This is a genomic window from Bacillus sp. TH30 (genome assembly GCF_016650875.1).
In the GTDB taxonomy this organism is placed as follows: domain Bacteria; phylum Bacillota; class Bacilli; order Bacillales; family Bacillaceae_G; genus Bacillus_A; species Bacillus_A mycoides.
Genome location: NZ_JAEKEY010000002.1, coordinates 4,440,540 through 4,466,065 on the forward strand (window position 1 = coordinate 4,440,540; position 25,526 = coordinate 4,466,065).

General features: G+C 38.5%; 5 protein-coding genes and 5 pseudogenes. All 10 read left to right on the plus strand.

From position 1 onward, the window contains the following. Positions 1-113 precede the first annotated feature (113 nt). Entirely contained in the window at positions 114-1,025 is a 912-nt protein-coding gene (locus tag JFU20_RS25075) for a VanW family protein (RefSeq protein ID WP_002014382.1), read from the plus strand. 96 nt (positions 1,026-1,121) lie between these two features. Next, positions 1,122-1,904: pseudogene (locus JFU20_RS30225) on the plus strand (helix-turn-helix domain-containing protein); the annotation flags it as partial. 89 nt (positions 1,905-1,993) lie between these two features. Beyond that, positions 1,994-2,246, plus strand: a pseudogene (locus JFU20_RS25090) (DDE-type integrase/transposase/recombinase); the annotation flags it as partial. Between the two features lie 744 nt (positions 2,247-2,990). Continuing rightward, entirely contained in the window at positions 2,991-4,514 is a 1,524-nt protein-coding gene (locus JFU20_RS25095) for an argininosuccinate lyase (RefSeq protein ID WP_002014387.1), read from the plus strand. Then, positions 4,504-5,556 (plus strand): PLP-dependent cysteine synthase family protein, encoded by a 1,053-nt coding sequence (locus JFU20_RS25100; protein ID WP_002165295.1) that lies wholly within the window; start codon positions 4,504-4,506, stop codon positions 5,554-5,556. Before JFU20_RS25095 ends, JFU20_RS25100 begins: the two co-directional genes overlap by 11 nt. After that, positions 5,531-6,760: an ATP-grasp domain-containing protein gene (locus tag JFU20_RS25105; RefSeq protein ID WP_002165296.1), complete on the plus strand. Its 1,230-nt coding sequence runs from the start codon at positions 5,531-5,533 to the stop codon at positions 6,758-6,760. Before JFU20_RS25100 ends, JFU20_RS25105 begins: the two co-directional genes overlap by 26 nt. Positions 6,761-6,894: 134 nt before the next feature. Further along, positions 6,895-12,984, plus strand: a pseudogene (locus tag JFU20_RS30770) (amino acid adenylation domain-containing protein); the annotation flags it as partial. Positions 12,985-13,077: 93 nt separating this feature from the next. After that, positions 13,078-17,265 (plus strand): annotated as a pseudogene (locus JFU20_RS30775) (non-ribosomal peptide synthetase); the annotation flags it as partial. Between the two features lies 1 nt (position 17,266). Next, complete coding sequence (locus JFU20_RS25115; RefSeq protein WP_201038985.1) at positions 17,267-18,157, plus strand: GHMP family kinase ATP-binding protein; 891 nt, start codon at positions 17,267-17,269, stop codon at positions 18,155-18,157. Between the two features lie 700 nt (positions 18,158-18,857). Further along, a pseudogene (locus JFU20_RS30875) lies at positions 18,858-25,373 on the plus strand (amino acid adenylation domain-containing protein); the annotation flags it as partial. Positions 25,374-25,526 lie beyond the last annotated feature (153 nt).

Here is a 25,526-nt window from a genome sequence, read left to right on the forward strand (position 1 = left end):
GTAAAAAACAACTTGTAACATTTTCTAAATATATTGTAAAATGATTGTAACAAAAGATACATAAAAATGAAATAATACATAAGAAATAATGTTGGGGAAAAGGAGAGAGTATATTGTTCCGAAAAATAAAGGGTATATTAGTAGGGGTGCTATGCGTAGCTGTAGTAAGTGGTTGTGGAACAAAAGTAAGTGATGTGGCATTAGTAAGTGATTTTGGAGGGAACGTTGTAGAGGCTAAGGCTGATGTACAGGATTCAATTAGCTTAGTGGATGGGCGTACTGGTACTGAGGTGAAAAAATTAGATTTATCGAGCTTAGGTTATTTTGAAGATGAAGCGAAATTCAAAGCAGCGGTAACGAAGGTTGCTAGTGAAGTTGGTAAAAGTGTCGATAAAAAGATGGTACCTTCCCGTTTGGCACCTGATGGAACGTGGCAAGAAGGAAAGCCTGCTTATGAGTTAATGGAAAAAGAATTAGTGGCTAAATTATTAAATGTGGGTATGTGGGATTCTTCTTATCAGTTACCAATTGTGGAGAAAAAACCGGTTGCAACACTTAGTGATGCTCAAGGAAGTGGTACTGTAATTGGTAGATATGAAACGAATTTAGGTGGCTCAGCAGGTGGTAGAGTTGAAAATATTCGTTTGTCTGCCGCGAGCATAAATGGGGTTGTTTTAGCGAAGGGAGACCGTTTCTCTTTCAATGCATTAATCGGTGATACAACACCAGATAAAGGGTATCAATTAGGAAAAGAAATTGTGGATGGTAAATTAGTAGATGGTTATGGTGGTGGCGTTTGTCAAACATCATCAACGCTATACAATGCAGCAGATCAAGCTGGTTTGAAAATGGTAGATAGAACTACACATTCTAAAACAGTAGGTTATGTCCCGCAGGGAAGAGATGCTACAATTGCTTATCCATATTTAGACTTAGTATTTGAAAATACGAATGATGCTCCTGTTAAGCTTTATATGGGCATTCAAGGCGGAAAGTTAGTTGCTGAAGTACATAAGATGAGATAAATATCATAAGCTATAAGAATAATAGATTTGAAGCCGGTATTTCTGAATTGCACCTCAATTGTTAGACATAGTCTAACAATTGAGGTGCAATTTTTTATGGCTAAATTTTCTTCGAAAGAAAAAATACGAGGGGTGAGACGATATTTAGAAGGGACTGAAGGTGGAAAAACAATTGCTAAATCTATTGGTGTTCACTCCAGTATGCTCTATCAGTGGATTAGACAATATGAATCTTCAGGTGAAAATGCTTTTAAAAAACGCTATAAACCATATTCATCCCAGTATAGACTAGTTGTACTTCATTATATGAACGAACAAAGGACATCTATTAGGGAAACAGCGTGGTTTTCAACATTCCGTCTTATGAAACACCTCGGAAGTGGAAAGTAACTTATGACTCAGGGGGATTTTATGCCCTATAATTAAAGAAAAAGGGGTGCTTATCCATGAAAAATAAAATACGTAACGTGACAAAAAATCAAGGAGTAGTTGGCTCAATAGGGGCACTGCAAGTGGAAAATGAGCGTTTTACGTATGGAAAATACATATTAAAAAAGTGGAATATCTTAGTTCAAAACAAGGGGAATTTTCGAAACAAGATAAAGCTCAAGTAGTCTATGAAATAAGGCATGGAGTTACGATGAAAGTGTTACTTCATCTAGCAGATATTCAGCGTAGTACGTATTGCTATTGGGTGGGGAATTTCGATTGTCCTAATCCGGATATGGAGCTAAAAGGATTTATCCAAGCCATTTACGACGAACATGAGGGTCTTTATGTTTATCGTCATATTAGTGATGAACTGAAGAATCGCGGATAAAAAGTAAATCGCAAAAAGTGTATCATATCATGAAAGAATTAGGATTAAAATGTCTAGTATAATTTAAGCGAATGTAAAGTTAATTATTTTATTGCTATTGTTAGGTTGTTAAAAACTGAATTTAATCAAATGAAGAAGAAGCTAATAAGCAAAACAATTTTTCAAGAAAGCTTTGCGGTCTTTTCATGTTTCAAAGCCTCATGTTATAACAGTTAATAAGAATCCAGCTTATCCTATAGCCATTGAACGATTAAAAAAGAATATGCGACTTAGACAACAAAAGTACTTGAATAACATAGAAGAAGCCATGCAAATGATTAAAAAAGAACAGATTGATGTACGGGATCGGTTTGCCCATAATCAAAAAAATCATTCATTAATTGTTTGGACTTGCAACATAAGATATGATTCCGTTAGGAGTATATACGCTTTATTCTCTTATACTTTTGCAAAAGAACCATAATTCTTTTAATTTGTAAAATTTTGACTATATATATATCGAATTTTGATGAAAGAAAATGTTTGTTAAATGTCGATTTCTTGCGTAATATAGACATCAAGATAGAAAGTACCAATATTTAGGGGGTGATAAATATTTGGTTTTTGAAGAGGCTTAATTAATTAAGTTTATATTCGTTGTTGGGAATAATGCAAGTTATATAGTGAAACTGTTACTAGGAGGCACAGGTGTATGGAATGATGAAACTGTATATTGTTGATGTAGATTATTTAGTCCATAGCGATTATACAAAATAATGATTAAGAGAATTGGTGTTTTAATTTTTTGATTATTCAAAAATCCCTTTCGGTTCAAAGGTAGTTAATCAAAATATCTAAAATAAAAATAGTAATATTCACTCTAATGTAAATGAATGTACAAAAATTTTGTAAGAGGAATAGAAATATTGCTTTCAATATAGGTAATTTAAGTTAATGGATGGTAGCCCTAGTTGAAAAGCGATAAATTGTTATCTGTTGATATTGATTAGTTTTTAGAGGTAACGGTCTGCAATCATTCAGGTTGAATTATGAAATAAGTAATAAATTCATAATTAGGTTAGTTAAATATAGCCTCTAAGTAGATAGGTATACTTTAATAGTAGATGCATATATAAATAAAATATGAAAGTGAGTTGAAGATCTAGATGGGCAAAGGTCTAACAGGGCGTATTTCAGCAACACCAGCTCGTCTCTTACATGAAGAAGTTTTGGAACCCCAATTCAGGTATGAGGTTGAGTATTTGTTGCCAGCGTATATTCAGATTGAACAAGTGATGCTTCTGGAATATGTACGGATGTGTTGGATTACTGCAAAAGAAGGACAGGAAATTTCACAGATATTGCAGTCTATTACTAGTGGTGGGCTAGTAGCAGATCCAGTAAATAACATGTCAGATATAGCATTTGGGATTGAGCGACTAGTGGAATCTTCTCTTTCTGTTCCAGTACCTTGTTGGCATATGGACCGTAGTCGTAATGATTTTCAAGCTTGTGCTCAGTTGATTTTTGGTCGTGCACAATGGCTAGAGTTAATGCAAAATCTAATAGAATTGATAGAGTCGATGGACATCCTTGCTAATCAGTATCGGGAGGTGGGTATGCCGGGGTATACTCACTATCAGTCAGCTCAAATCATCACACCTGGTTTTTATCTGTCAACAATTAATCAAGAGTTGCTGCAAACATTGAAACGTTGGATTAGAGTATATGACGATATGAATCAATGTCCACTTGGATCAGGAGCAATGGCTGGTGTGGAACTAGATTGGGATCGTGACCGACTTGCTAGTCTTCTGGGGTTTCACCAAGTTCGCCTTACTGCACTAGCAGCAGTTGCATCACGCGAATGGGTCTTACAAGCATCTTCGGAGTTATCTATATTTTCTGTTCTAATTTCTAGATTTACAACAGATTTGATGCAGTGGGGTAGTAGTGAAATGAATTTTATTAATTTGCCGGATGAATTATCAGGAATTTCTTCAGCGATGCCTCAAAAGAAAAATTTTCCTATTTTAGAGAGAATAAGAGGGAAGAGTGCTCATTTATCTTCATTTTATCTAGATATGGTTCTTGGACAGCGTAATACACCATTTACTAATTTGGTAGAGACATCGAAGGAGGCGGGGACACATCTATTGACGATGTTTCGCACGACTAAGTCTTTACTCCGTCTGTTGAAAACGGTGATTGACCATTTGAGCTTTAACGAAGAACAGATGCTTACTATCTGTAAACGTGATTTCTTCGGTGGATTCACACTTGCCAATTTACTTACGGTGAAGACAGGCATTCCATACCGAAAAGCGCAAGTAATTGTTGGTCGTTATATTATGAGTGCGTCTCAGCGTAGCTTAATGCCGATGGAAGGAGACGAGCGATTGTTGCAGGAGAAGTGTGCAGAAGAGGGTTATGAAGTTTCTGATTTAAGCGATATACTTACTACTGCATTTGATATCCGAAAAAATCTATTTATAAAGAGGTCTTCGGGTTCGACTAATCCAGAGCAGGTTAAAGCATTACTACTAGTGCAGAAAGAACAGGCACAGCATCTTGGAGAGGAATTAAGAAAGCGGGAAGCTCAGCTATCGAAAGCAAATACACAAAGGGAGTATCTTTTAAATCTGTTGATATCAACAGAAAAGGATGGAGAGGACATAGATGTTATATGAAAATATGATGGATGTTATAGGAAACACTCCACTGGTTAAGTTACGATTGAATAATCAATCAGTCGCATCTGTCTATGCGAAGCTCGAACTTATGAATCCTTTTGGAATGAAAGATCGAGTAGCTAAACAAATCATTCTTGCTGCTAAATTATCTGGAGAACTTACGGATGATATGCCAATTATTGAGAGTTCTTCAGGCACAATGGCTTGTGGAGTGGCACTGGTTGGTCGTCAATTAGGGCATAAGGTACATATTGTAACGGATCCACGTATTGACTCGATTACATATGCTAAATTAAAGTCGTTAGATTGTAAAGTGCATGTAGTGAAGAAAATGGGGAGAAATGGTTGGCAAAGTGCACGATTAGAGCGTTTGTATGAGTTAATGGAGGAGTATCCTGGAGCGTTTTGGCCTCGTCAGTATGAAAACTTAGAAAATCCACGTGCTTATAAAAAACTAGCAATGGAGTTGATAAAAGATTTAGGGCGAGTTGATGTTCTTGTAGGTTCCGTTGGTAGTGGAGGTTCTCTTTCGGGATCTGCACGTGCATTAAAATACTATAATCAAGATTTACAAGTGGTAGCTGTTGATGCGGCTGGGAGTGTGATCTTTGGACAGCCGGATTGTCCTAATCGCTTACAAGGAGGACTTGGTAACAGTTTGATTGCGTCTAATGTAGATTTTAGTGTGATTGATGATGTACATTGGTTGAATGATCAAGAGGCGTTTGCAGCCACTTTGCAACTTGCACGCGATGAGCAGATTTTTGCCGGAAACAGCTCTGGATCGGTATATGCAGTCTCACGTTGGCTTGCTAGTCAGGTCACGTCAGAATGTAATATTGTTGCAATCTTTCCTGATCGTGGTGATCGTTATGCTGATACAATCTATAATGAGGCGTATCATAATGAGAAAGGTCTTTCTAGATGCAACCTAACTAAAGGACCACAATTTGTTGATTTGGATTGTGTCGTCTCTTCTTGGTCTTATGCAAATTTATTAGGAGTGAATCCACATGGAAAAAAAACTATTGTTCGTTGAAGCCAATACAACAGGCACAGGAATGCTCGCTATAAGAAAGGCGAAGGAGCTAGGATATGAGCCGATATTTTTGACACAAAAAAAGAGTCTTTATCACGGGCTCTCTGATTTAGAATGTCGTGTGATTGAGCTGGATACTAATTCCGTTGACGCTATTAAGCATTACATTATACATGAGAAAATAGAAGATATAGCAGGGATTTTGACAACTAGCGATTATTATCTTGAAACTGTGGCAGAGCTAGTACAAATGTTTCGATTAAGTGGTAATACGCATCAAGCGATTTATTATTGTCGTAATAAGGCAATGTTTCGTGAAAAACTTCATTTAGAGAAAGTACTTCAGCCAAAATTTCACATCGTTCAATCTATAGATTCTCTACAGAATATTTATTCTTCTATACAGTTTCCGTGTGTAGTGAAGCCAGCAGATGACAGTGGTTCGAATAATGTGCGCCTTTGTTCTAATTGGGAAGAAGTAGAGAAAATAGCCACAAAAATTCTTGCCAACAAATATAATGCTAGGGGACAAGAGAAAGCAAATATGGTGTTGCTAGAAGAATATATAGAAGGTCCAGAATATAGTGTAGAAATGTTTTCGTGGGAAGGAAACTCTATATGCATAGGTATTACAGAAAAACAATTAACTGGATTTCCGTATTTTGTTGAATCTGGTCATATTTTCCCTGTTGAACTCCCAAAAGATGTACAATCAGAGATTGAACAGACCGTGAAATGTGCGCTTCAAGCTGTGGATTTTAGGTTTGGTGCATCACATTCAGAAGTAAAATGGACATCAAATGGTTGTGTCGTGATTGAAGTAAATGCTCGTCTTGCGGGGGGGATGATTCCTGAATTAGTTCGCCATTCAACTGGAGTTGATCTTCTCAGGCAGCAAGTTCTTAGTTCAGTAGGTGTAGCACCAGAGTGGAAAGAAATAGAGTACATGAATTATGCTGGTATTCATTTTCTCACGGCTAAAAAGTCAGGGTTTTTGTCTACAGTAAAGGGGATTGAAGAGGTAAGAGAGCTTTCCTATATTGAAGAGCTAGTAGTTAAGGCGCAAGTTGGTCAACCTGTGAATCCACCAGAAAATTTTTCACACCGTTTAGGTCATGTTATGGTACGAGGTAGAACATATGAAGAAACAGTATTATTTCTAGAAGAAGTAGCTAAGAAGCTTGAAATACAAGTCAATAACTAAATGTGCTAGATGTTTTTATGGTTGATGATTCTTCATCACATATGGAGAAAGTTAAGGTAATCCCAAAGGTCGTTTATATTATCTGTCTTAATGAATTTTGAGAGTTTATTGTATTATTGAGGAGGAATATTTAAATGATTCAAGAAGAAGATAAATACTCTTTAACTCACCCTCAGAAAAGAATTTGGTATACAGAAATTTTAAATTCTAATACAAATGCATGTAATCTAGATATGGTTATAAGGATATACAGTGAAGTGGATTATTTTTTATTAAATAAGGCAATTAATAAAGTGATTAGTGAAAATGATAGTCTTCGCATTAGACTTAAACAGCAAGATAACCAGGAGCCAGTACAATATTTCATAGAACATCAAGATAAAAATTTTGAATATTTAGATTTCAGCGATGAAAATGACTCTGCAAAATTAGACTCTTGGATAGACAAAAAACTAAGAGAACCATTTGATTTGATGGATTCAGATTTATATTATTTTTCTTTGGTGAAACCTGGAAAAACGGAAGGTTTTATTTATTGCAAGGTGCACCATATAGTTACGGATGGCTTATCAATGAATATGATAGTCAATCAAATCATTGATGTGTACGTAAATCTCTATATGGGAAAAGAGATAAATGCGATTTCTACAAGCTCATATGTACAGTTTATAAAAAATGAAGAAAACTATATGAAGAGTTCTCGTTTTGAAAAAGATGAGAATTTTTGGTTGGAAGAATTTCGGACTATCCCAGCCGTTACTGGAATAAAACCTCATAATCCTTTCTTAACTAGTACAAAATCTTCACGTGAAAAATTCGTTGTATCAGATGGATTAAGGGGTGCAATAGAGAACTTTTCTAGGGAGTATGGTTTTAGTATTTATTCTATTTTTGTTTCTGTTCTTCAGCTAGCTTTGCATCGATGGACTTCATCTAATGATATTACACTTGGAATGGTTTATGGGAATCGCGCGGGTAGGATTGAAAAAGAACTTATGGGGATGATGGTTAGCACAGTTCCTTTAAGAATGAATATTGAACCTGAAGAGGAAGCAGTGTCTTTCTTTACTCGGATAGCTAAAAAGCAAAAGAAGATTTTATTTCATCAAAAATACCCCTTTAACTTATTGTCTGAGAAGATAAGAAAAATTAACGGTGGCTTCGAACGTTTTTTTGGAGTTTCCATTGACTATCGTCCTATAAAACTTAGTAAGGAATATGTAGATAATAACTTTTTCTGGCTTGCAAATGGACATGAAGTTAATGATTTTGCTGTACATATTGAAGAGCAACTTGATACCGGTAATTTAGAATTAGTGGTAGATTATCGGGAAAGATTATTTTCAAGACAAGAGATTAGAAGTTTCTTCAATTCTATGTTTGTTTTATTGGAGAATATATTAAAAGAACCGAAACAAAAGATTAAAGAAATTAGTATTCTTCCTAATGAAGAAAAGGAAAAAGTATTGGTAGAGTTTAACGAGACAAAAGCCAATTATTCTTCAAATTTCACAATTCATCAGCTATTTGAAAAACAAGCAGAACGTACTCCAGAAGCAGTAGCGATAGTATATGAAGACCAAAAATTAACTTATCAAGAGTTGAATGAGAAGGCGAATCAGCTAGCTCATTATTTACAGAAGCGAGGGATTGGACCGGATTCACTGGTTGGCTTATGTGTAGAGCGTTCCCCAGAGATGATAGTAGGTCTCTTTGGTATTCTAAAAGCAGGGGGAGCCTACGTTCCACTGGATCCGACATATCCACAAAAACGATTGAGATATATTGTAGAGGATGCCGGGATACAAGTGCTTGTAACAAAAGAAACGTTACTAGGATTGTTCTCAGAAGAAATAGAAGTAATTTGTTTAGATCAAGATCAAGAGAAAATCTCTCTGGAAAATAGCACTTCACCTGATAGTAAAGTAACAGCAGAGAATTTAGCTTATGTCATTTACACCTCTGGATCTACTGGAAATCCGAAGGGGGTTATGATAGAGCACCATTCGGTGATTAATAGATTAGAATGGATGCAGGAAAAGTATCCAATATCTAAAATAGATACTATCCTTCAAAAAACGCCTTTTTCATTTGATGTATCTGTTTGGGAACTTTTATGGTGGTCATTTGTAGGAGCTCGTGTTTGTTTGCTTCCACCTGGTGGTGAAAAAGATCCTAGGTTGATTGTGGATTATATAGAACGTTATAGCGTGAATATTATGCATTTTGTTCCGTCTATGTTATCTGCTTTTTTGAATTATATGGAACGGTTGACAGGTAAAAAGAACTTATCTTCTCTCCGACATGTTTTTACAAGTGGAGAAGCGTTAAATACAGATCAGGTTCGACGATTTAAGAGTGTGTTTTTTAATTTCCAGGGGACGAATTTGAATAACTTATATGGTCCTACTGAAGCAACTGTAGATGTAACATACTTTGATTGTGATTTAGAACAAGAACTAACACTTATCCCAATTGGGAAGCCAATTAATAATACTCAGTTATACGTACTTGACCAGAGCCTTGAGATAGTTCCAATTGGAGTAATTGGGGAATTGTATATTGGGGGCGTAGGTTTAGCACGTGGATATCTGAATCGTCCTGAATTAACCAGTGAACGGTTTATTTCGCATCCATTCAAAGAAGGAGAGCGGCTATATCGGACAGGGGACCTAGTAAAATATCTTCCAGATGGAAATTTGGAATATATAGGCCGGATCGATAGCCAAGTTAAAATCAGAGGTTTTCGCATTGAACTAGGAGAAATAGAAGCAGCTTTACTTGAACATTCTTCTGTGAAAGAGGCAGTGGTTTTAGCAAGAGAAGATAATCCTGGGGATAAACGTCTCGTAGCGTATGTGGTTGGTAATGGAAGTAGGAATGAATGGAGAGAACATCTCAAGGGCCGATTACCTAGTTATATGATCCCTGCACACTTTATAGAAATGGAGGTTATGCCACTTACTCCGAATGGAAAAATTGACCGGAAAATCTTGCCCGCTCCAAAGGAGCAATTAGTTAAAGAGAATGTGCTTTCTCCTCGAACTCCTGTGGAAGAATTAGTAGCTTCTATCTGGAGTGAAGTGTTAGGTATGGAGCACATTGGAATTCAGGATTCATTCTTTGAGTTAGGTGGACACTCTCTTTTAGCGACACAAGTAGCCTTTAGGTTACAAGATGCGTTCCAAATTGAACTTTCAGTACGGGAACTTTTTGAGTACTCGACAGTTGAGACTTTAGTTGAACGGATAGTTCAGTTGCGTCAAAGAGGACAAAAACGAGATCTTCCTCCGCTGAAGCGAGTAGAGCGAGGGAAGCCGTTACCGCTCTCTTATGCCCAACAACGTTTGTGGTTCATAGATCAGCTGGAGGGAGCAAGTGCTCTATATAATATCCCAGCCGTATGGCGCCTCAAAGGAAGGTGGGAACCTGAAGCGTTAGAAAAAGGATGGAATCAACTTATCGAACGTCATGAGTCTTTACGAACGAATTTCTTCCAAGGGGTAGATGGACAGCCTATACAACAGATTTGTCTTTATGTGCCACAATCTATGAAAAGAGTGGATCTGACAAAGCTCTCTTCGGTAGAGAAAGAAAAAGAAATGAATCATTTGATTCAAAGAGAAGTAGAAACTCCCTTTGATTTGAAGCATGGTCCATTAATTCGAGCACAAATTTTCCAAGTTGAAAAAGAGGAATGGATTCTTCTTTGTACTATGCATCATATCATCTCTGACGGATGGTCGATGGAAATCTTCCTTGAAGAATGGCTAGCTTTATATGAAGAAGTGGTGGATGGAAAGCCAGCGGAACTAAGTCCTTTACAGTTCCAATATGTTGACTTTGCCCAGTGGCAAAAAGAATGGTTGGTAGCGGAGGTACTAGATCAGCAACTACAGTACTGGAAGGAAGAGTTGTCTGGAGAATTACCAATCCTGCAATTACCGATGGATCGTCCACGCTCAACTGTTCAAACACACCGAGGTGCGATGCATTCTGTTCTTTTATCTCATTCATTATTGGAGAAACTGAAAGAAATAAGTCGTCGGGAAGGATCGACGTTATTCATGACTTTATTAGCAGCTTACCAGAGCTTCCTCTCTCGTTATACAGGACAAGAAGATATATTAGTAGGAAGTCCTATTGCAAACCGAAACTACAGGGAGGTAGAAGGGTTAATCGGATTCTTCGTGAATACGTTGGTGTATAGAGCAGATATGACTGGAAATCCGACATTCCAAGAGTTAATGTCCCAGGTTCGTCGAAAGGCACTGAAAGCCTATGAACATCAAGATATTCCATTTGAAAAAGTAGTAGAAGTTATAAAGCCTGAACGGAATATGAGTACTTCTCCAATTTTTCAGACGATGTTTACCATGCAAAATGCAAAACAGGGACCAAGGGAGTTATCGAGCAGAGTTTTAGAAACGATGGATATTCATACTTCAATTGCGAAATTTGACCTCACTTTATTTGGAATTGAAAAGGAAGAAGGTTTTTTCCTAGCCTTTGAATACAATACTGATTTATTTAACTCTTTAACTATTGAACGCATGGCGCAGAATTTTGAAAATTGGCTGAATGAAATCGTTAATCAGCCAGAAGTACCTCTAGCAAATTTAAATTTGCTATCAGACGAGGAGCGGCAGCTACTTTTAGTGGATTTCAATCGAACAAAGTTGGCTATGCCACCTCTGAATCGCTTGGCTCACCAAGTGATTGAGGAACAGGTGGAAAAGAGGCCGCATGCCATTGCGGCGATATGTGGTGTAGAGTCTATTACTTATAGAGAGCTAAATAAACGCGCAAACCAGCTGGCACATTGGCTTCGAGAACGAGGATTTGGACGTGATGATACTGCTGCCTTGTTAGCTGAACGGAATATTGACATGCTGGTTGGTATATTGGCAGTGCTGAAAGCAGGTGGAGCTTATGTACCGCTTGATTCTACACATCCTGATAACCGTTTGCTTACTATACTAGATAATAGTGGTGCCAAGGTGATTCTAACAGAATCCAAATGGCAATCACGCAGTTTGGAGTTAAGTAAGAATATCTTACAAGATATCATGGTATTTTCACTTGATACAGGAGATGGTAGTTGCGCTGATATCGAAGAGCTTGCCTCGTACTCGGTGGAAAACCCGACATTTATTAATGAGCAGGGGGATTTAGCTAATGTATTTTTCACCTCTGGTTCTACAGGACAGCCAAAAGGAGCGATGGTCGAGCATATTGGGATGCTAAACCATCTATATGCGAAGATTTATCTACTGGGGTTAAATGAGAATAGTATAGTTGCTCAAAATGCATCACATTGCTTTGATATATCAGTTTGGCAGTTTTTAGCGCCTTTAATGACAGGGGGACAAGTTATCATCTACAGTAACGAGGTAGCAACTGATCCACAAGCATTATTTCAAGCAGTGCACAATGATCATGTAACTGTATTGGAGATGGTGCCTGCAATAATTGAGTTGTTTCTGCAGGCGGCGAGCGATGAGTTGAATTGTACACTCCCTCAATTGGAATTTATGATTTCGACAGGAGAAGGGTTACCAGTATCTTTATGTCGTAAATGGTTGACGGCATATCCACATGTGAAGGTGGTCAATACCTATGGGGCAACTGAATGTTCTGATGATACATCACATGAAGTGATTTGTGGTATATATCCTTATAAGGATCATCCACAGGTAGTGCTAGGGACACCGATTCCTAACATTCACCACTACCTACTTGATGCTTATCAGCGACCGGTACCAATTGGTTGTATTGGTGAAGTTTATATAACAGGTATTGGAGTGGGGCGCGGCTACTTGAATGATCCAGAGCGTACAACTCAAGCTTTCCTGCCTAATCCTTTTTCAGATGGTATGGGAGAGCGGATGTATAAAACGGGTGACTTGGCACGGTTTACACCGGATGGACAACTAGTATTCATATCACGTGCCGATTTTCAAGTAAAGGTACGAGGGTACCGTATTGAACTTGGAGAGATTGAATCCACTTTGTTGAGTCATCAAGCGGTGAGTCAATGTTTGGCAATCGTCCGTAAGGATCGAAGAGGGAACAATCGTATTTTGGCTTATCTTATGCTGAATGATTCAGTTGATGTTATTGAAATTCGGCAATATTTACAAAAGCATTTACCTGAGTACATGGTGCCGGAACACATTATTATCCTAAAGGAGATGCCACTGAATCGTAATGGTAAGGTTGATCGGAAAGCATTACCAGATCCTGATGAATCTGAACGTGAAAGTGCTAATTATATAGCCCCGCGAAACGTTTGGGAAATAATGTTAGTTAAGGTTTGGGAAGAAGTACTGGAGATTAGCCCTATTGGTATTGATGATAATTTCTTTGATCTTGGAGGTCATTCGTTAAAAACAATTCAGATTCGTTCGCGAATCAAACAACAGTTCAATGTAGAAATACCACTGAAAAATCTATTTGATTATCAGACTATTCGGAAACTTTCTCCGATGCTGAAAGAAGCACTAGATGGAGAGGGGAATATAGTAGAGGGAATTATTCCGCAAGTAGGTCCGGCAGAGTTCTATCCAATGTCACATGCACAGCAACGTTTATTCTTACTTCATTGTCTCGATCCATATAATCTTTCTTACAACATGCCAGTTGCTATTGAACTCGTAGGATTTTTGGATTTAGAAGCATTTCAACAAGCTTTTCAATCGCTATTAAATAGACATGAAGGGTTGCGTACTACTTTTGCTATTCATGATGAAAAGCCTGTGCAACGGGTATCTGAATCGCTTCACAACGAATGTTTATTCATTGATTTATCAGATGAAGATGAGAAAGTACAGCAACAGAAAATAGAAGATATTAGCAGGTGTGAGGAAGAAATAAATTTTGATTTGACATCAGGTCCTCTATTTCGGATGAGACTTTGCAAACTTGCGAGCGACCGCCATGTGTTTTGGATGAATATGCATCACATCATTGGCGATTACTGGTCATGGCAGGTGTTGATGAAAGATTTTGCTGCTTTGTATGAGTCATATTGTCAACGACGGATTCCTTTACTACCACCTTTAATCGTGCAGTATAAAGATTATGCGAGTTGGCAGAACGATCGTTTACAACGAGGTGAACTGGTAGAGGCAGAGCGTTACTGGCTTGAACAGTTCAATGGAGATTTACCAATTCTTGACTTGCCTCTTGACCATCCGCGTCCATCAATACAGACATTTGCAGCTTCACAAGAGACTTGTAAACTTAATCTTAAATGTCTGAATAAACTTAAAGAATTGGCTCAACGACAGGAAGCGACGTTATACATGACAATTTTGTCTGCAGTTGGGGCATTTCTGTCGCGAATGAGTGGACAACAAGATATCGTAATCGGCACACCGGAGGCGGGACGAGATCATGTGGAGCTTGAAGGGTTACTTGGATTTTTTGTTAACACTTTGCCTTTACGTCTTCGTCTGAGTGATGATCAGACATTCATTGAATTATTACAACACTGTAAACGTACTGCACTCAACGCGTTTGCTCATCATGAATATCCTTTTGATCAATTAGTTGAAAAAATTAAATTAGAGCGTGATCTAAGTCGTTCACCCCTTTTCTCGGTTATGTTCCAATTGATACATTCGACCACGCCGATAGAGTTAGGTAACTTGAGTTTTCGCCAATTACCAACTGGAACAGACATGACCAATTTTGACTTGATGATTATCTGTGCTGAAACTGGAGAAGGACTTGATATTCAATTTAAGTATCGTACTGATCTTTATGAAGCAGAAACAATACAGCGATGGATAAAACATTTCACAGTCATGATCGATAGTATTCTAAATGATCCTGATAATAAGGTGTCTGATTTATTGATTATGGATGAACCACAAAAGAATCAATTGTTAATCAATTGGAACAACACAAGACACTCTTATCCAATTCATTCTTGTGTTCATCAATTATTTGAGCAAACTGTTCTTACTAACTCGGATCGAATCGCTGTGGAATATGGCAAGCAATATCTCACTTATCATCAGTTAGAGAGGCGTGCAAACCAATTAGCCAATTATTTGAGAAAACAAGGCGTTGGAGTAGGAGTCAATGTCGCCGTCTGTCTGGATCGTTCACTGGAAATGGTAGTTGCTCTGTTAGGTATCCTGAAAGCAGGTGGAACGTATGTGCCACTTGATCCTAATTTTCCATCAGATCGTCTAACGTATATGTTGGAAAATTCTTCTGTTAAGGTAGCGCTAACCGACCGTTTATCTATAAATGCATCTGTGCCAGATAATGTACTAATTATTGATTTGGAAATGGTTGTTATGCAAATTTCTGCTGAGTCTGAAGAAGCTCCTTCTTTCCCTATGTCAAGTGAACAAACAGCTTATTTAATCTATACTTCTGGTTCCACCGGTAAGCCAAAGGGAGTTCAAGTGTCTCACCGTTCCTTAGTTAACTTCCTAACCAGCATGGCGGATGAACCTGGTATTTGTGCACCAGATCGTTTGCTTTCAGTAACTACTTTATCTTTCGATATTTTTGGACTGGAACTGTTTTTACCACTAATTACAGGTGCTACGGTTGTTCTTATCAGCCGTGAAGAATCGATGGATGGAGTACGTCTAGCACAGGTAATCGAAGAGAGTAAAGCGACGATCATGCAAGCAACTCCAGCGACTTGGCGCCTGTTAATGGAAGCCGGTTGGCAGGGAAGTCCACAACTGAAGATTCTCTGCGGCGGTGAGAAGTGGACTCGAGAACTAGCGAAGGAATTGCAGGCTCGCAGTGGTGAACTATGGAATATGTATGGGCCAACAGAGACCACTATTTGGTCAGCTATCCACCATGTGACTGAGCAGGAAGGATCAGTAAGGATTGGGCGACCTATCGGAAACACAGAGCTATATGTTCTCAATTCAGAGATGAAACCTGTGCCGATTGGGGTGCCAGGTGAATTGTATATCGGTGGAGATGGTGTAGCTCAAGGTTATTGGCGCCGTTCTGATTTAACTGATGAGCGTTTTCTGATGAATCCGTTTACTGGACAAGGGCGAATCTACCGTACTGGTGATCTTGTACGTTATCTTGCTGATGGGACGTTAGAATGTTTAGGACGAATAGATCATCAAGTGAAGGTTCGTGGCTATCGCATTGAACTGTCTGAGATTGAAATCGTACTACAACAACACTCAGATATTAGTGAAGCAGTGGTGGTGGCACAAGATGATATATTGGATGAAAAGAAGTTGGTTGCTTATCTTGTTCCAGTAGGGAAAGGGTTGCCTACACATGAAGAGTTACGTAAACATTGTCTCACTCAACTTCCAGAGTATATGGTTCCTTCAGCTTTTATAGAGTTGGACAAAATACCTTTAACATCCAATGGTAAAGTGGATCGTAAGCAACTTACAGATTTAAATGTGTCGTTGTCACACCATACCTATGAACCACCTCGCGACCTTAATGAGTTATATATGGTCAATATTTGGGAAGAAATGCTAAATGTTAAACCAATTGGAATTAATGATAATTTCTTTGCAATTGGTGGCTATTCACTAAAAGCGCTACTATTGCAGAATGTTATTCGTGAGCGATTTGGTGTTGAATTGCCATTAACTGCTCTGTTCCAAAATCCGACAGTTGCTGAACTTTGCACACATTTGCAAGAAGAAGCTACAGAACATGGAGCATTTATGATTCAACTTCAGCAAGGCGACGGAAAACAACCTCCTCTAGTGCTTATACATCCACACGGTGGTGGTGTACTACCATATATTCATTTGGTCAAGGCATTAGGGCCTCAGGAAACAGTATATGGGATACAGGCAATTGGATATGAGTCAGATGAGCGGCCGGTGACATCAATTGAAGAAATGGTTGCTTTATATGTTGAAGAAATCCGTCGTGTGGTACCACAAGGGCCTTATCGTTTAATGGGTTGGTCTTTCGGTGGAACAGTGGCCTATGAAATAGCAAGGCAGTTAGAACATTTGGATGAGAAAATTGAATTCGTTGGATTACTTGATGCGGAACCATTAGACGAGGCAGGAGTAATATATGAGGAGTTTACGGAACGTGATGCGATAGATTATTTTGCTACTCTGTTTGAGCTTGAACCTTGTCTATATACTCAGATGGATCCGGAAAAAGCTCTTAAAGTACTACTACAAAAGGCAAAAGAATGTGGCAAATGGACACAGGGTATGACACTTGATTCTATACGCCGAAAAATAAGAGTGCTTGTTGCCTGTAGTCAGGCCAGGGTGAATTACCGTTATCAAGGGCCTATTCGTTCTAATCTTCAGTTGTTTTGTGTACATGAAGTTTCGAAACATCTGCACCCACTAGTTAATTCGAATGAATGGATACCACGTACTACTGGTAATGTTACCGTATTCGATGTTCCAGGTGATCATAATAGTATGGTAGAACCTCCACATGTGAGCAAGTTGGCTGAGGTAATACAGAGTGTATTAGTTGGTGAGCAGGTATCAGAAGTAATGGGGGAATCATAAGATGCAGAAACAATGGAAGACAGGCACATTAGTCTCTGGTGAAATTGGCACAGGAACCTCGTTTGGAACGTTTGGTGAATTATTACAGGGTGTACAGGCTGATAATAATCTTGATTTTCTCGTCACATTACCAATCAAAAGATATTCGAGGGTTGAATTTGCCCCCGATTTGTCTGAAGAGTTAAAAGTAATTCCTGAATTTAAACAAAAGTCAGCTCTACTTGCTGTTCGGTTGCTGAAGTACTTCAATTTACCGCTGGGTGGAACATTGACCATTAAGAGCGACTTGCCAACAGGGAAGGGGTTAGCAAGTTCCTCTGCTGATTTAGTAGCGACTGCACGAGCGATTGAATCATCTTATGCCATTGCAATTCCAGTTACATTACTGCAAAAATTTATGGGAGAGATCGAACCGACTGATGGGGTAATGTATCCTGGAGTAGTCTCTTTCTATCACCGCAAAGTGGAACTTGGTGAAATGCTAGGTCCTATACCCCCTTTAACAATTTTAGCAATAGATGAAGGTGGGGAAGTGGATACTATCGAATTTAATAAGCTTCGGAAAGTATTCACATTGGAAGAGAAATTTGAATATACACAGCTAGTTAATCGATTAAAGGTAGCTTTCCAGGAACAAGATTTCCGTACAATAGGAGAAGTGACAACTCGAAGTGCTATCATGAATCAGTCACGGCAAAAAAAGCGTTATTTAAATCATTTTCTACAACTTTCCGATCAATATGATGCATTAGGTATTGTGGTTGCACATAGTGGCACCTTTATTGGTTTGTTACTTTGGCAAGAAGAAGAAGAGTATAAATATAAACTAATACAGTTAACTAAAAAATTAAAAAAGATGTATGGGCAAGTGCATGTATATCACACTCTTTAAAGTAAAAGTTGATGTCTCCACTTGATTCTTGGAGTTAATGTTTATCTCTTAGGATTTTAAGTTTTGGAGAAAAGTGAGAAATGCTTACCCCTAAGAAGGAATCACGGGATATAGGGCAAAGTCTTACAGAAGTAACGTATAAAAGACTTGCCCTATGTTGTCTTTACCTTTTAGGGAGAGACACAAAGGACATTCGTTTCGAATATCAATTTTTCTACTTCAAGTAGTTTTTTAAGTTGAACAGATATAGATTTAGGATAAATAGATTAAAATTTAGAAAGTAGGAGTATGAATGGTTAATCTTGTTGATAGAGTTGTTTTCTCTTCTCAGATTACATTACAAACTGATCATGACCGAGAGGAATTTACTTCGTTTACATTGGGTAAACAATCAATCTCAATTGCAGCAGCTACATTGAAAGGATTACATCAAATTTCTCAGCAAGTAGGAGTTTCACAGAGTACAGTTTTGCTAGCAGCTTATTCGGTGTTCATTCAGCGTTACTCTTCACAGGAAGAACTAGTTATTTGCATAGTTAATACAGACCGATTCGAGTTGGCTTTGTTTGATAGTTTAGGTGAGATATCGTTTCGGAAATTGCTTGAACAACTGCATACTGGCTTTCAGAAAAAAGCTAATATTCAAGAGTGGTTATGGGAAAAAGGATCTATACCGTTATTATTTCAACATATTGAGAATGAAGTTGGGCTTGATAACAGGAAACTAGAGGGGTACGATTTGTACTTACTCAGTAGTTTTGCTGAAGAAGTAGCAAACTTGACATTTTATTATAATGCAGAACTTTTTGAGCAGGATACAATCATCCGGATGTTAGAAAGTTTCCAGGTTTTATTAGAAGGGATTGTTTGTAACCTAGGGGAGCAGATTACACGTCTCCCACTCTTAAATGAGACAGAACAACAGCAAATATTAGTCAATTGGAATAATACTCAAGTAGGGTATCCACGTAAGGATGTAATTCATGAACAACTTGAGGAACAAGCAGAACGTACTCCAGAAGCAGTAGCGGTAGTATATGAAGATCAAAAACTAACTTATCAAGAGTTGAATGAGAAGGCGAATCAGCTAGCTCATTATCTACAGAAGCGAGGGATTGGACCAGATTCATTGGTTGGCTTATGTGTAGAGCGTTCTCCAGAGATGATAGTAGGTCTCTTTGGTATTCTGAAAGCAGGAGGAGCCTACGTCCCACTGGATCCGACATATCCACAAAAACGATTGAGATATATTGTAGAGGATGCAGGGATACAAGTGCTTGTAACAAAAGAAACGTTACTAGAATTATTTTCAGAAGAAATAGAAGTGATTTGTTTGGATCGGGATCAAGAGAAAATCTCTCTGGAAAATAGCACTTCACCTGATAGTAAAGTAACGATAGAGAATTTAGCTTATGTCATTTATACCTCTGGATCTACGGGAAATCCGAAGGGGGCTTTGGTGCAGCATCATTCTGTACTAAATCTATCCTATGGTTTACAGAAAGAAGTTTTTTTACATGAGATACCCACTAGCATGCGCGTCGGCTTAAATGCTTCAATTGCTTTTGATGCATCTGTTCAGCAATTACAAATGCTTTTGTATGGTTCTAGTTTGTATATTATCCCGAACGAGGTTCGCAGTAATCCTCGACAGTTTGTATCTTATATTCGGGAGAACAAGTTGGAAATGTTCGATATAACACCTTCATTACTTCAATTACTCATAGATGGTGGGTTGTTAGAAATGAACGATGGTGTTCATGTTCCAAGCAAGGTACTGGTTGGTGGAGAATTGATTATGCCGTCACTGTGGGAACAACTAGTTGAGGCTGATAAAATTCATTTTTATAACGTATATGGTCCTACAGAATGTACTGTTGATGCAACATGTTATCATATCAAAAAAGATAGCAAGAGAGTAACCATTGGGCGTCCGTTGCCGAACGTTCAAACCTATGTATTAGATAGGAATTGGTTACCTGTTCCAGTTGGTGTGACGGGTGAACTTTATATCGGTGGAGCAGGCCTAGCGAGGGGATACTTGAATCGTCCAGAGTTAACGTCCGAACGTTTTATTCCGCATCCATTCAAAGAAGGAGAAAGGCTGTATCGGACAGGGGACTTAGTGAAATATCTTCCAGATGGAAATTTGGAATATATAGGCCGGATTGATAGCCAAGTTAAAATCAGAGGCTTTCGAATTGAACTAGGAGAAATAGAAGCAGCTTTACTTGAATATTCTTCTGTGAAAGAGGTGGTGGTTTTAGCAAGAGAAGATAATCCTGGGGATAAACGTCTCGTAGCGTATGTGGTTGGTAATGGAAGTAGGAATGAATGGAGAGAACATCTCAAGGGCCGATTACCTAGTTATATGATCCCTGCACACTTTATAGAAATGGAGGTTATGCCACTTACTCCGAATGGAAAAATTGACCGGAAAATCTTGCCCGCTCCAAAGGAGCAATTAGTTATAGAGAATGTGCTTTCTCCTCGAACTCCTGTGGAAGAATTAGTAGCTTCTATCTGGAGTGAAGTGTTAGGTATGGAGCATATTGGGATTCAGGATTCATTCTTTGAGTTAGGTGGGCACTCTCTTTTAGCGACACAAGTAGCTTTTCGGTTACAAGATGCATTTCAAATTGAACTTTCAGTACGGGAACTTTTTGAGTATTCGACAATTGAGACTTTAGCTGAACGGGTAGTTCAGTTGCGTCAAAGAGGACAGAAACGAGATCTTCCTCCGCTGAAGCGAGTAGAGAGAGGCAAGCCATTATCGCTCTCTTATGCTCAACAGCGAATGTGGTTTTTACATAGTCTTAACCAAGAATATTCTGTATACAATATACCCATTGTCTTGCATCTGGAAGGGAACTTAAATATTAAAGCTTTTAAGAGTAGTATCACTGAAATAGTTAGGCGTCATGAATCATTTCGTACAAGAATTTGGGAAGGAGAGAATGGACCTGTTCAGCAAATTCAAGAGCAGATTAAAGTGGATGTGCCATTGATTCACTTAGATCAGGCAGAAGTGGAAGATGTATACCATTTAGCGAAACAACTAAATGATAAGCCATTCAATCTATCTCAAGGTACATTATTCCGTAGTGTATTGGTACAGACTAGTAAGCAGGATTATTATCTGATCTGGATTGTACATCACATAATTTCAGACGGGTGGTCAACGGAATTGTTCAAAAAGGAATTAATGATTCTGTATTCTGCATTTAATGTGGGGAAACCCTCCCCATTGGTCGAGCTACCGATTCAATATGCTGATTATGCACACTGGCAACAAGAATGGATACAAGGAAATGTGCTGAAGCAACAGTTACGGTATTGGAAGCAAAGACTTAGTGGAATACTACCCGTTTTACAGTTACCTATTGATAAACCACGTCCACCTGTGCAGAGATTTCATGGCGCTATTCATGAATTTGTGATTTCACAAGATTTGTCTAAGCGTATTAAGGAATTGTCTCATAAATTTGGTATGACGACATTCATGACTCTACTTGCTGCGTTAAATACATTACTCTATCGATATAGCGGACAAGAAGATATACTAATTGGTTCACCGATAGCCAATCGTAACAGCACTGAAATTGAGGGGTTAATAGGTTTTTTTGTGAACACATTGGTAATGCGTACGGAATTGTCTAATAATCCAAGGTTCACTGAATTGATGGAACAAGTTAGGCGTGTCTCATTGGAAGCATACGCGCATCAAGATATACCATTTGAAAAATTGGTTCAAGAATTACATCCAGAACGGAATCAAAGCTATTCTCCATTGTTTCAAGTAATGTTTGTAATGCAAAATAGTCTCTTTAAAGAAGAAAAAATACCAGGGCTGAATATATGTCAGCACACATTTGATACAGAAATGTCTAAATTTGATCTTACTTTATTTGTGACAGAGGTGGAGAATGGTTTACAAGCGAGTCTGGAATACAATACTGACTTATTTGATAAGGTGACGATAGAGCGTATGGCAGAGCATTTTTGCTGTCTGCTTAGAAGTATTTCTTCTGATCCACAACAACGGTTAAGCGAAATTTCTCTATTAACGGAAACGGAAAGAGAACTAATGTTAATTAATTGGAATAATACTCAAGTGGGGTATCCACGTAAGGATGTAATTCATAAACAACTTGAGGAACAAGCAGAACGTACTCCAGAAGCAGTAGCGGTAGTATATGAAGACCAAAAACTAACTTATCAAGAGTTGAATGAGAAGGCGAATCAGCTAGCTCATTATCTACAGAAGCGAGGGATTGGACCAGATTCATTGGTTGGCTTATGTGTAGAGCGTTCTCCAGAGATGATAGTAGGTCTCTTTGGTATTCTGAAAGCAGGAGGAGCCTACGTCCCACTGGATCCGACATATCCACAAAAACGATTGAGATATATTGTAGAGGATGCAGGGATACAAGTGCTTGTAACAAAAGAAACGTTACTAGAATTATTTTCAGAAGAAATAGAAGTGATTTGTTTGGATCGGGATCAAGAGAAGATCTATCTGGAAAATAGCACTTCACCTGATAGTAAAGTAACGATAGAGAATTTAGCTTATGTCATTTACACCTCTGGATCTACGGGAAATCCGAAGGGGGTTATGATAGAACACCATGGTTTGATTGACTATTTAACGTGGGCTTTGGATGCTTACGAAGTAGAAAAGGGGATTGGCACGATTGTGTCATCATCACTAGCGTTTGATGCAACGATTACTAGCTTATTTCCACCTCTATTAATCGGTGGTAAAGCGATCTTACTTCGCGAAGGGGAAGAGATTGAGCAGTTAAGTGAGATGTTACGAAAATATAAGAATCTCAGCTTACTTAAAATTACTCCAGCACATCTACAATTGCTTAATCAGCAATTGTCATCAGAAGATTTGGCGAATCGAGTACGTACAGTCGTAATCGGTGGAGAAGCACTGCTAGGGGAGAATATCACTTTCTGGCAGCAAGCAGCTCCTGAGACTAGGATAATTAATGAATATGGACCTACTGAAACGGTAGTTGGTTGTTCTGTCTATCATGCAAGTGAGATTCAAAAAGGTCCTGTACCAATCGGACGGCCTATTACCAACAAGCAATTTTATATACTTGATTCTTTGATGCAACCAGTTCCAATTGGAGTGATTGGAGAATTGTATATTGGAGGCGTAGGTTTAGCACGTGGATATCTGAATCGCCCTGAATTAACCAGTGAACGGTTTATTCCTCATCCATTCAAGCAAGGAGAGCGGCTGTATCGGACAGGGGACCTAGTAAAATATCTTCCAGATGGAAATTTAGAATATATAGGCCGGATTGATAGCCAAGTTAAAATCAGAGGCTTTCGCATTGAACTAGGAGAAATAGAAGCAGCTTTACTTGAACATTCTTCTGTGAAAGAGGTGGTGGTTTTAGCAAGAGAAGATAATCCTGTGGATAAACGTCTCGTAGCGTATGTGGTTGGTAATGGAAATAGCAATGAATGGAGAGAACATCTCAAGGGCCGATTACCTAGTTATATGATTCCTACACACTTTATAGAAATGGAGGTTCTGCCACTTACTCCAAATGGAAAAATTGACCGGAAAATCTTGCCCGCTCCAAAGGAGCAATTAGTTATAGAGAATGTGCTTTCTCCTCGAACTCCTGTGGAAGAATTAGTAGCTTCTATCTGGAGTGAAGTGTTAGGTATGGAGCACATTGGGATTCAGGATTCATTCTTTGAGTTAGGTGGACACTCTCTTTTAGCAACACAAGTAACTTTTCGGTTACAAGATGCGTTCCAGATTGAACTTTCAGTACGGGAACTTTTTGAGTATTCGACAGTTGAGACTTTAGCTGAACGGGTAGTTCAGTTGCGTCAAAGAGGACAGAAACGAAATCTTCCTCCGCTGAATCGCGTAGAGCGAGGAAATCCATTGCCACTCTCCTATGCCCAACATCGTTTGTGGTTCATAGATCAGCTGGAGGGAGCAAGTGCTCTATATAATATTGTTCTTCCGCTACACATTGTGGGAAATTTAAATGAACAAGCTCTTGTATCTGCTGTACAGGAGATTGTAAATCGTCATGAAGTACTACGTACTACTTTTACAGAGATAGAGGGTTCCCCTATGCAAGTAATCAAGCCACCGTCTGAGATACAATTATCTGTTATTGATTTGAGTAGGGATGATTTAGGGGTGCAAAGTACACAGGTACAGCAACTGATTAAAGAACTCACAGACTATAAGTTTGATTTGTCTCGAGGACCTCTATTCCGTAGTCATCTGGTTAAAATAGGGAAATGTGAATGTGTACTTGTCATGGTAATGCATCATATTATATCTGATGGCTGGTCTAATGAATTGCTGATACGAGAATTTGGACAGTTCTATGAAAGTTTTGCAACTGGTCAATCATTTTCAATACCAGAGCTCCCAGTACAATATGTAGATTATGCAGCGTGGCAACGTAAGTGGTTAGAAGGGGGCGTGTTAGAGAGTCAACTTGGCTATTGGAAACGACATCTAGCAGATGCACCACCTCTCTTAGAAATACGAACAGACTATCCACGTCCACTAGTCCAATCATATCGAGGGGCTGTACAGAAATTTGAACTGTCGATAGAACTCAGTTCTGCATTGAAAACATTATCTCGTACTGCTGGAGTTACGCTGTTCATGACTCTGATGGCAGCTTATAAAACTTTATTGTTTCGTGAGACAGAGAAAGAGGATATTTCGGTTGGGTTTCCAGTTGCCAATCGCAACCGTAGCGAAGCTGAGGGATTGATTGGTTTTTTTGTTAACACTTTGATTCTGAGAACAGACCTGTCTGGTAATCCAACCTTCCAAGAAGTATTGCAACAAGTACGAGAAATGGCTCTAGAGGCATATGCAAATCAAGATATTCCGTTTGAGAAGATAGTTGAGGAACTCCACCCAGAGCGAAATCGTTCTTATTCTCCTCTGTGTCAAGTGATGTTTGTTTTACAAAAGGAGGTACCTACAATCCTACTAGATTGCCATGATATCAGAATGACAGTTTGCGAAGTGGAAGAAAAATTTTCAAAGTTTGATTTGACTTTTTTTATGGAAGAACGTGGGGGGAAATTGATAGGTAACGTGGAGTACAGTACCGATCTATTTAGGAAGGAAACGATTGAAAAAATGATTTCGCAATTTCAACTTGTGCTTGAGAGTGTGGTAAAACATCCAGAAAAGCGCTTGCGTGAGATTCAACTAGGTTCGGTAGATGTACTTTTTACAAAAGGAGAACTCAACGAATTGTTCGACTAAGGGCAAAGTCTTGAGAGTTATAAAGTCCGCATTATCAGAGTTGTTGCTTCACTGATACAAACAGTGGTTAAAAATTCTTTAAAACTA

Excerpts from the sequence above, each read along its gene's own strand:
- JFU20_RS25095 (WP_002014387.1), top strand. The coding sequence starts at position 2,991 with ATGGGCAAAGGTCTAACAGGGCGTATTTCAGCAACACCAGCTCGTCTC.
- JFU20_RS25100 (WP_002165295.1), top strand. The coding sequence starts at position 4,504 with ATGTTATATGAAAATATGATGGATGTTATAGGAAACACTCCACTGGTT.
- JFU20_RS25105 (WP_002165296.1), top strand. The coding sequence starts at position 5,531 with ATGGAAAAAAAACTATTGTTCGTTGAAGCCAATACAACAGGCACAGGA.
- JFU20_RS25115 (WP_201038985.1), top strand. The coding sequence starts at position 17,267 with ATGCAGAAACAATGGAAGACAGGCACATTAGTCTCTGGTGAAATTGGC.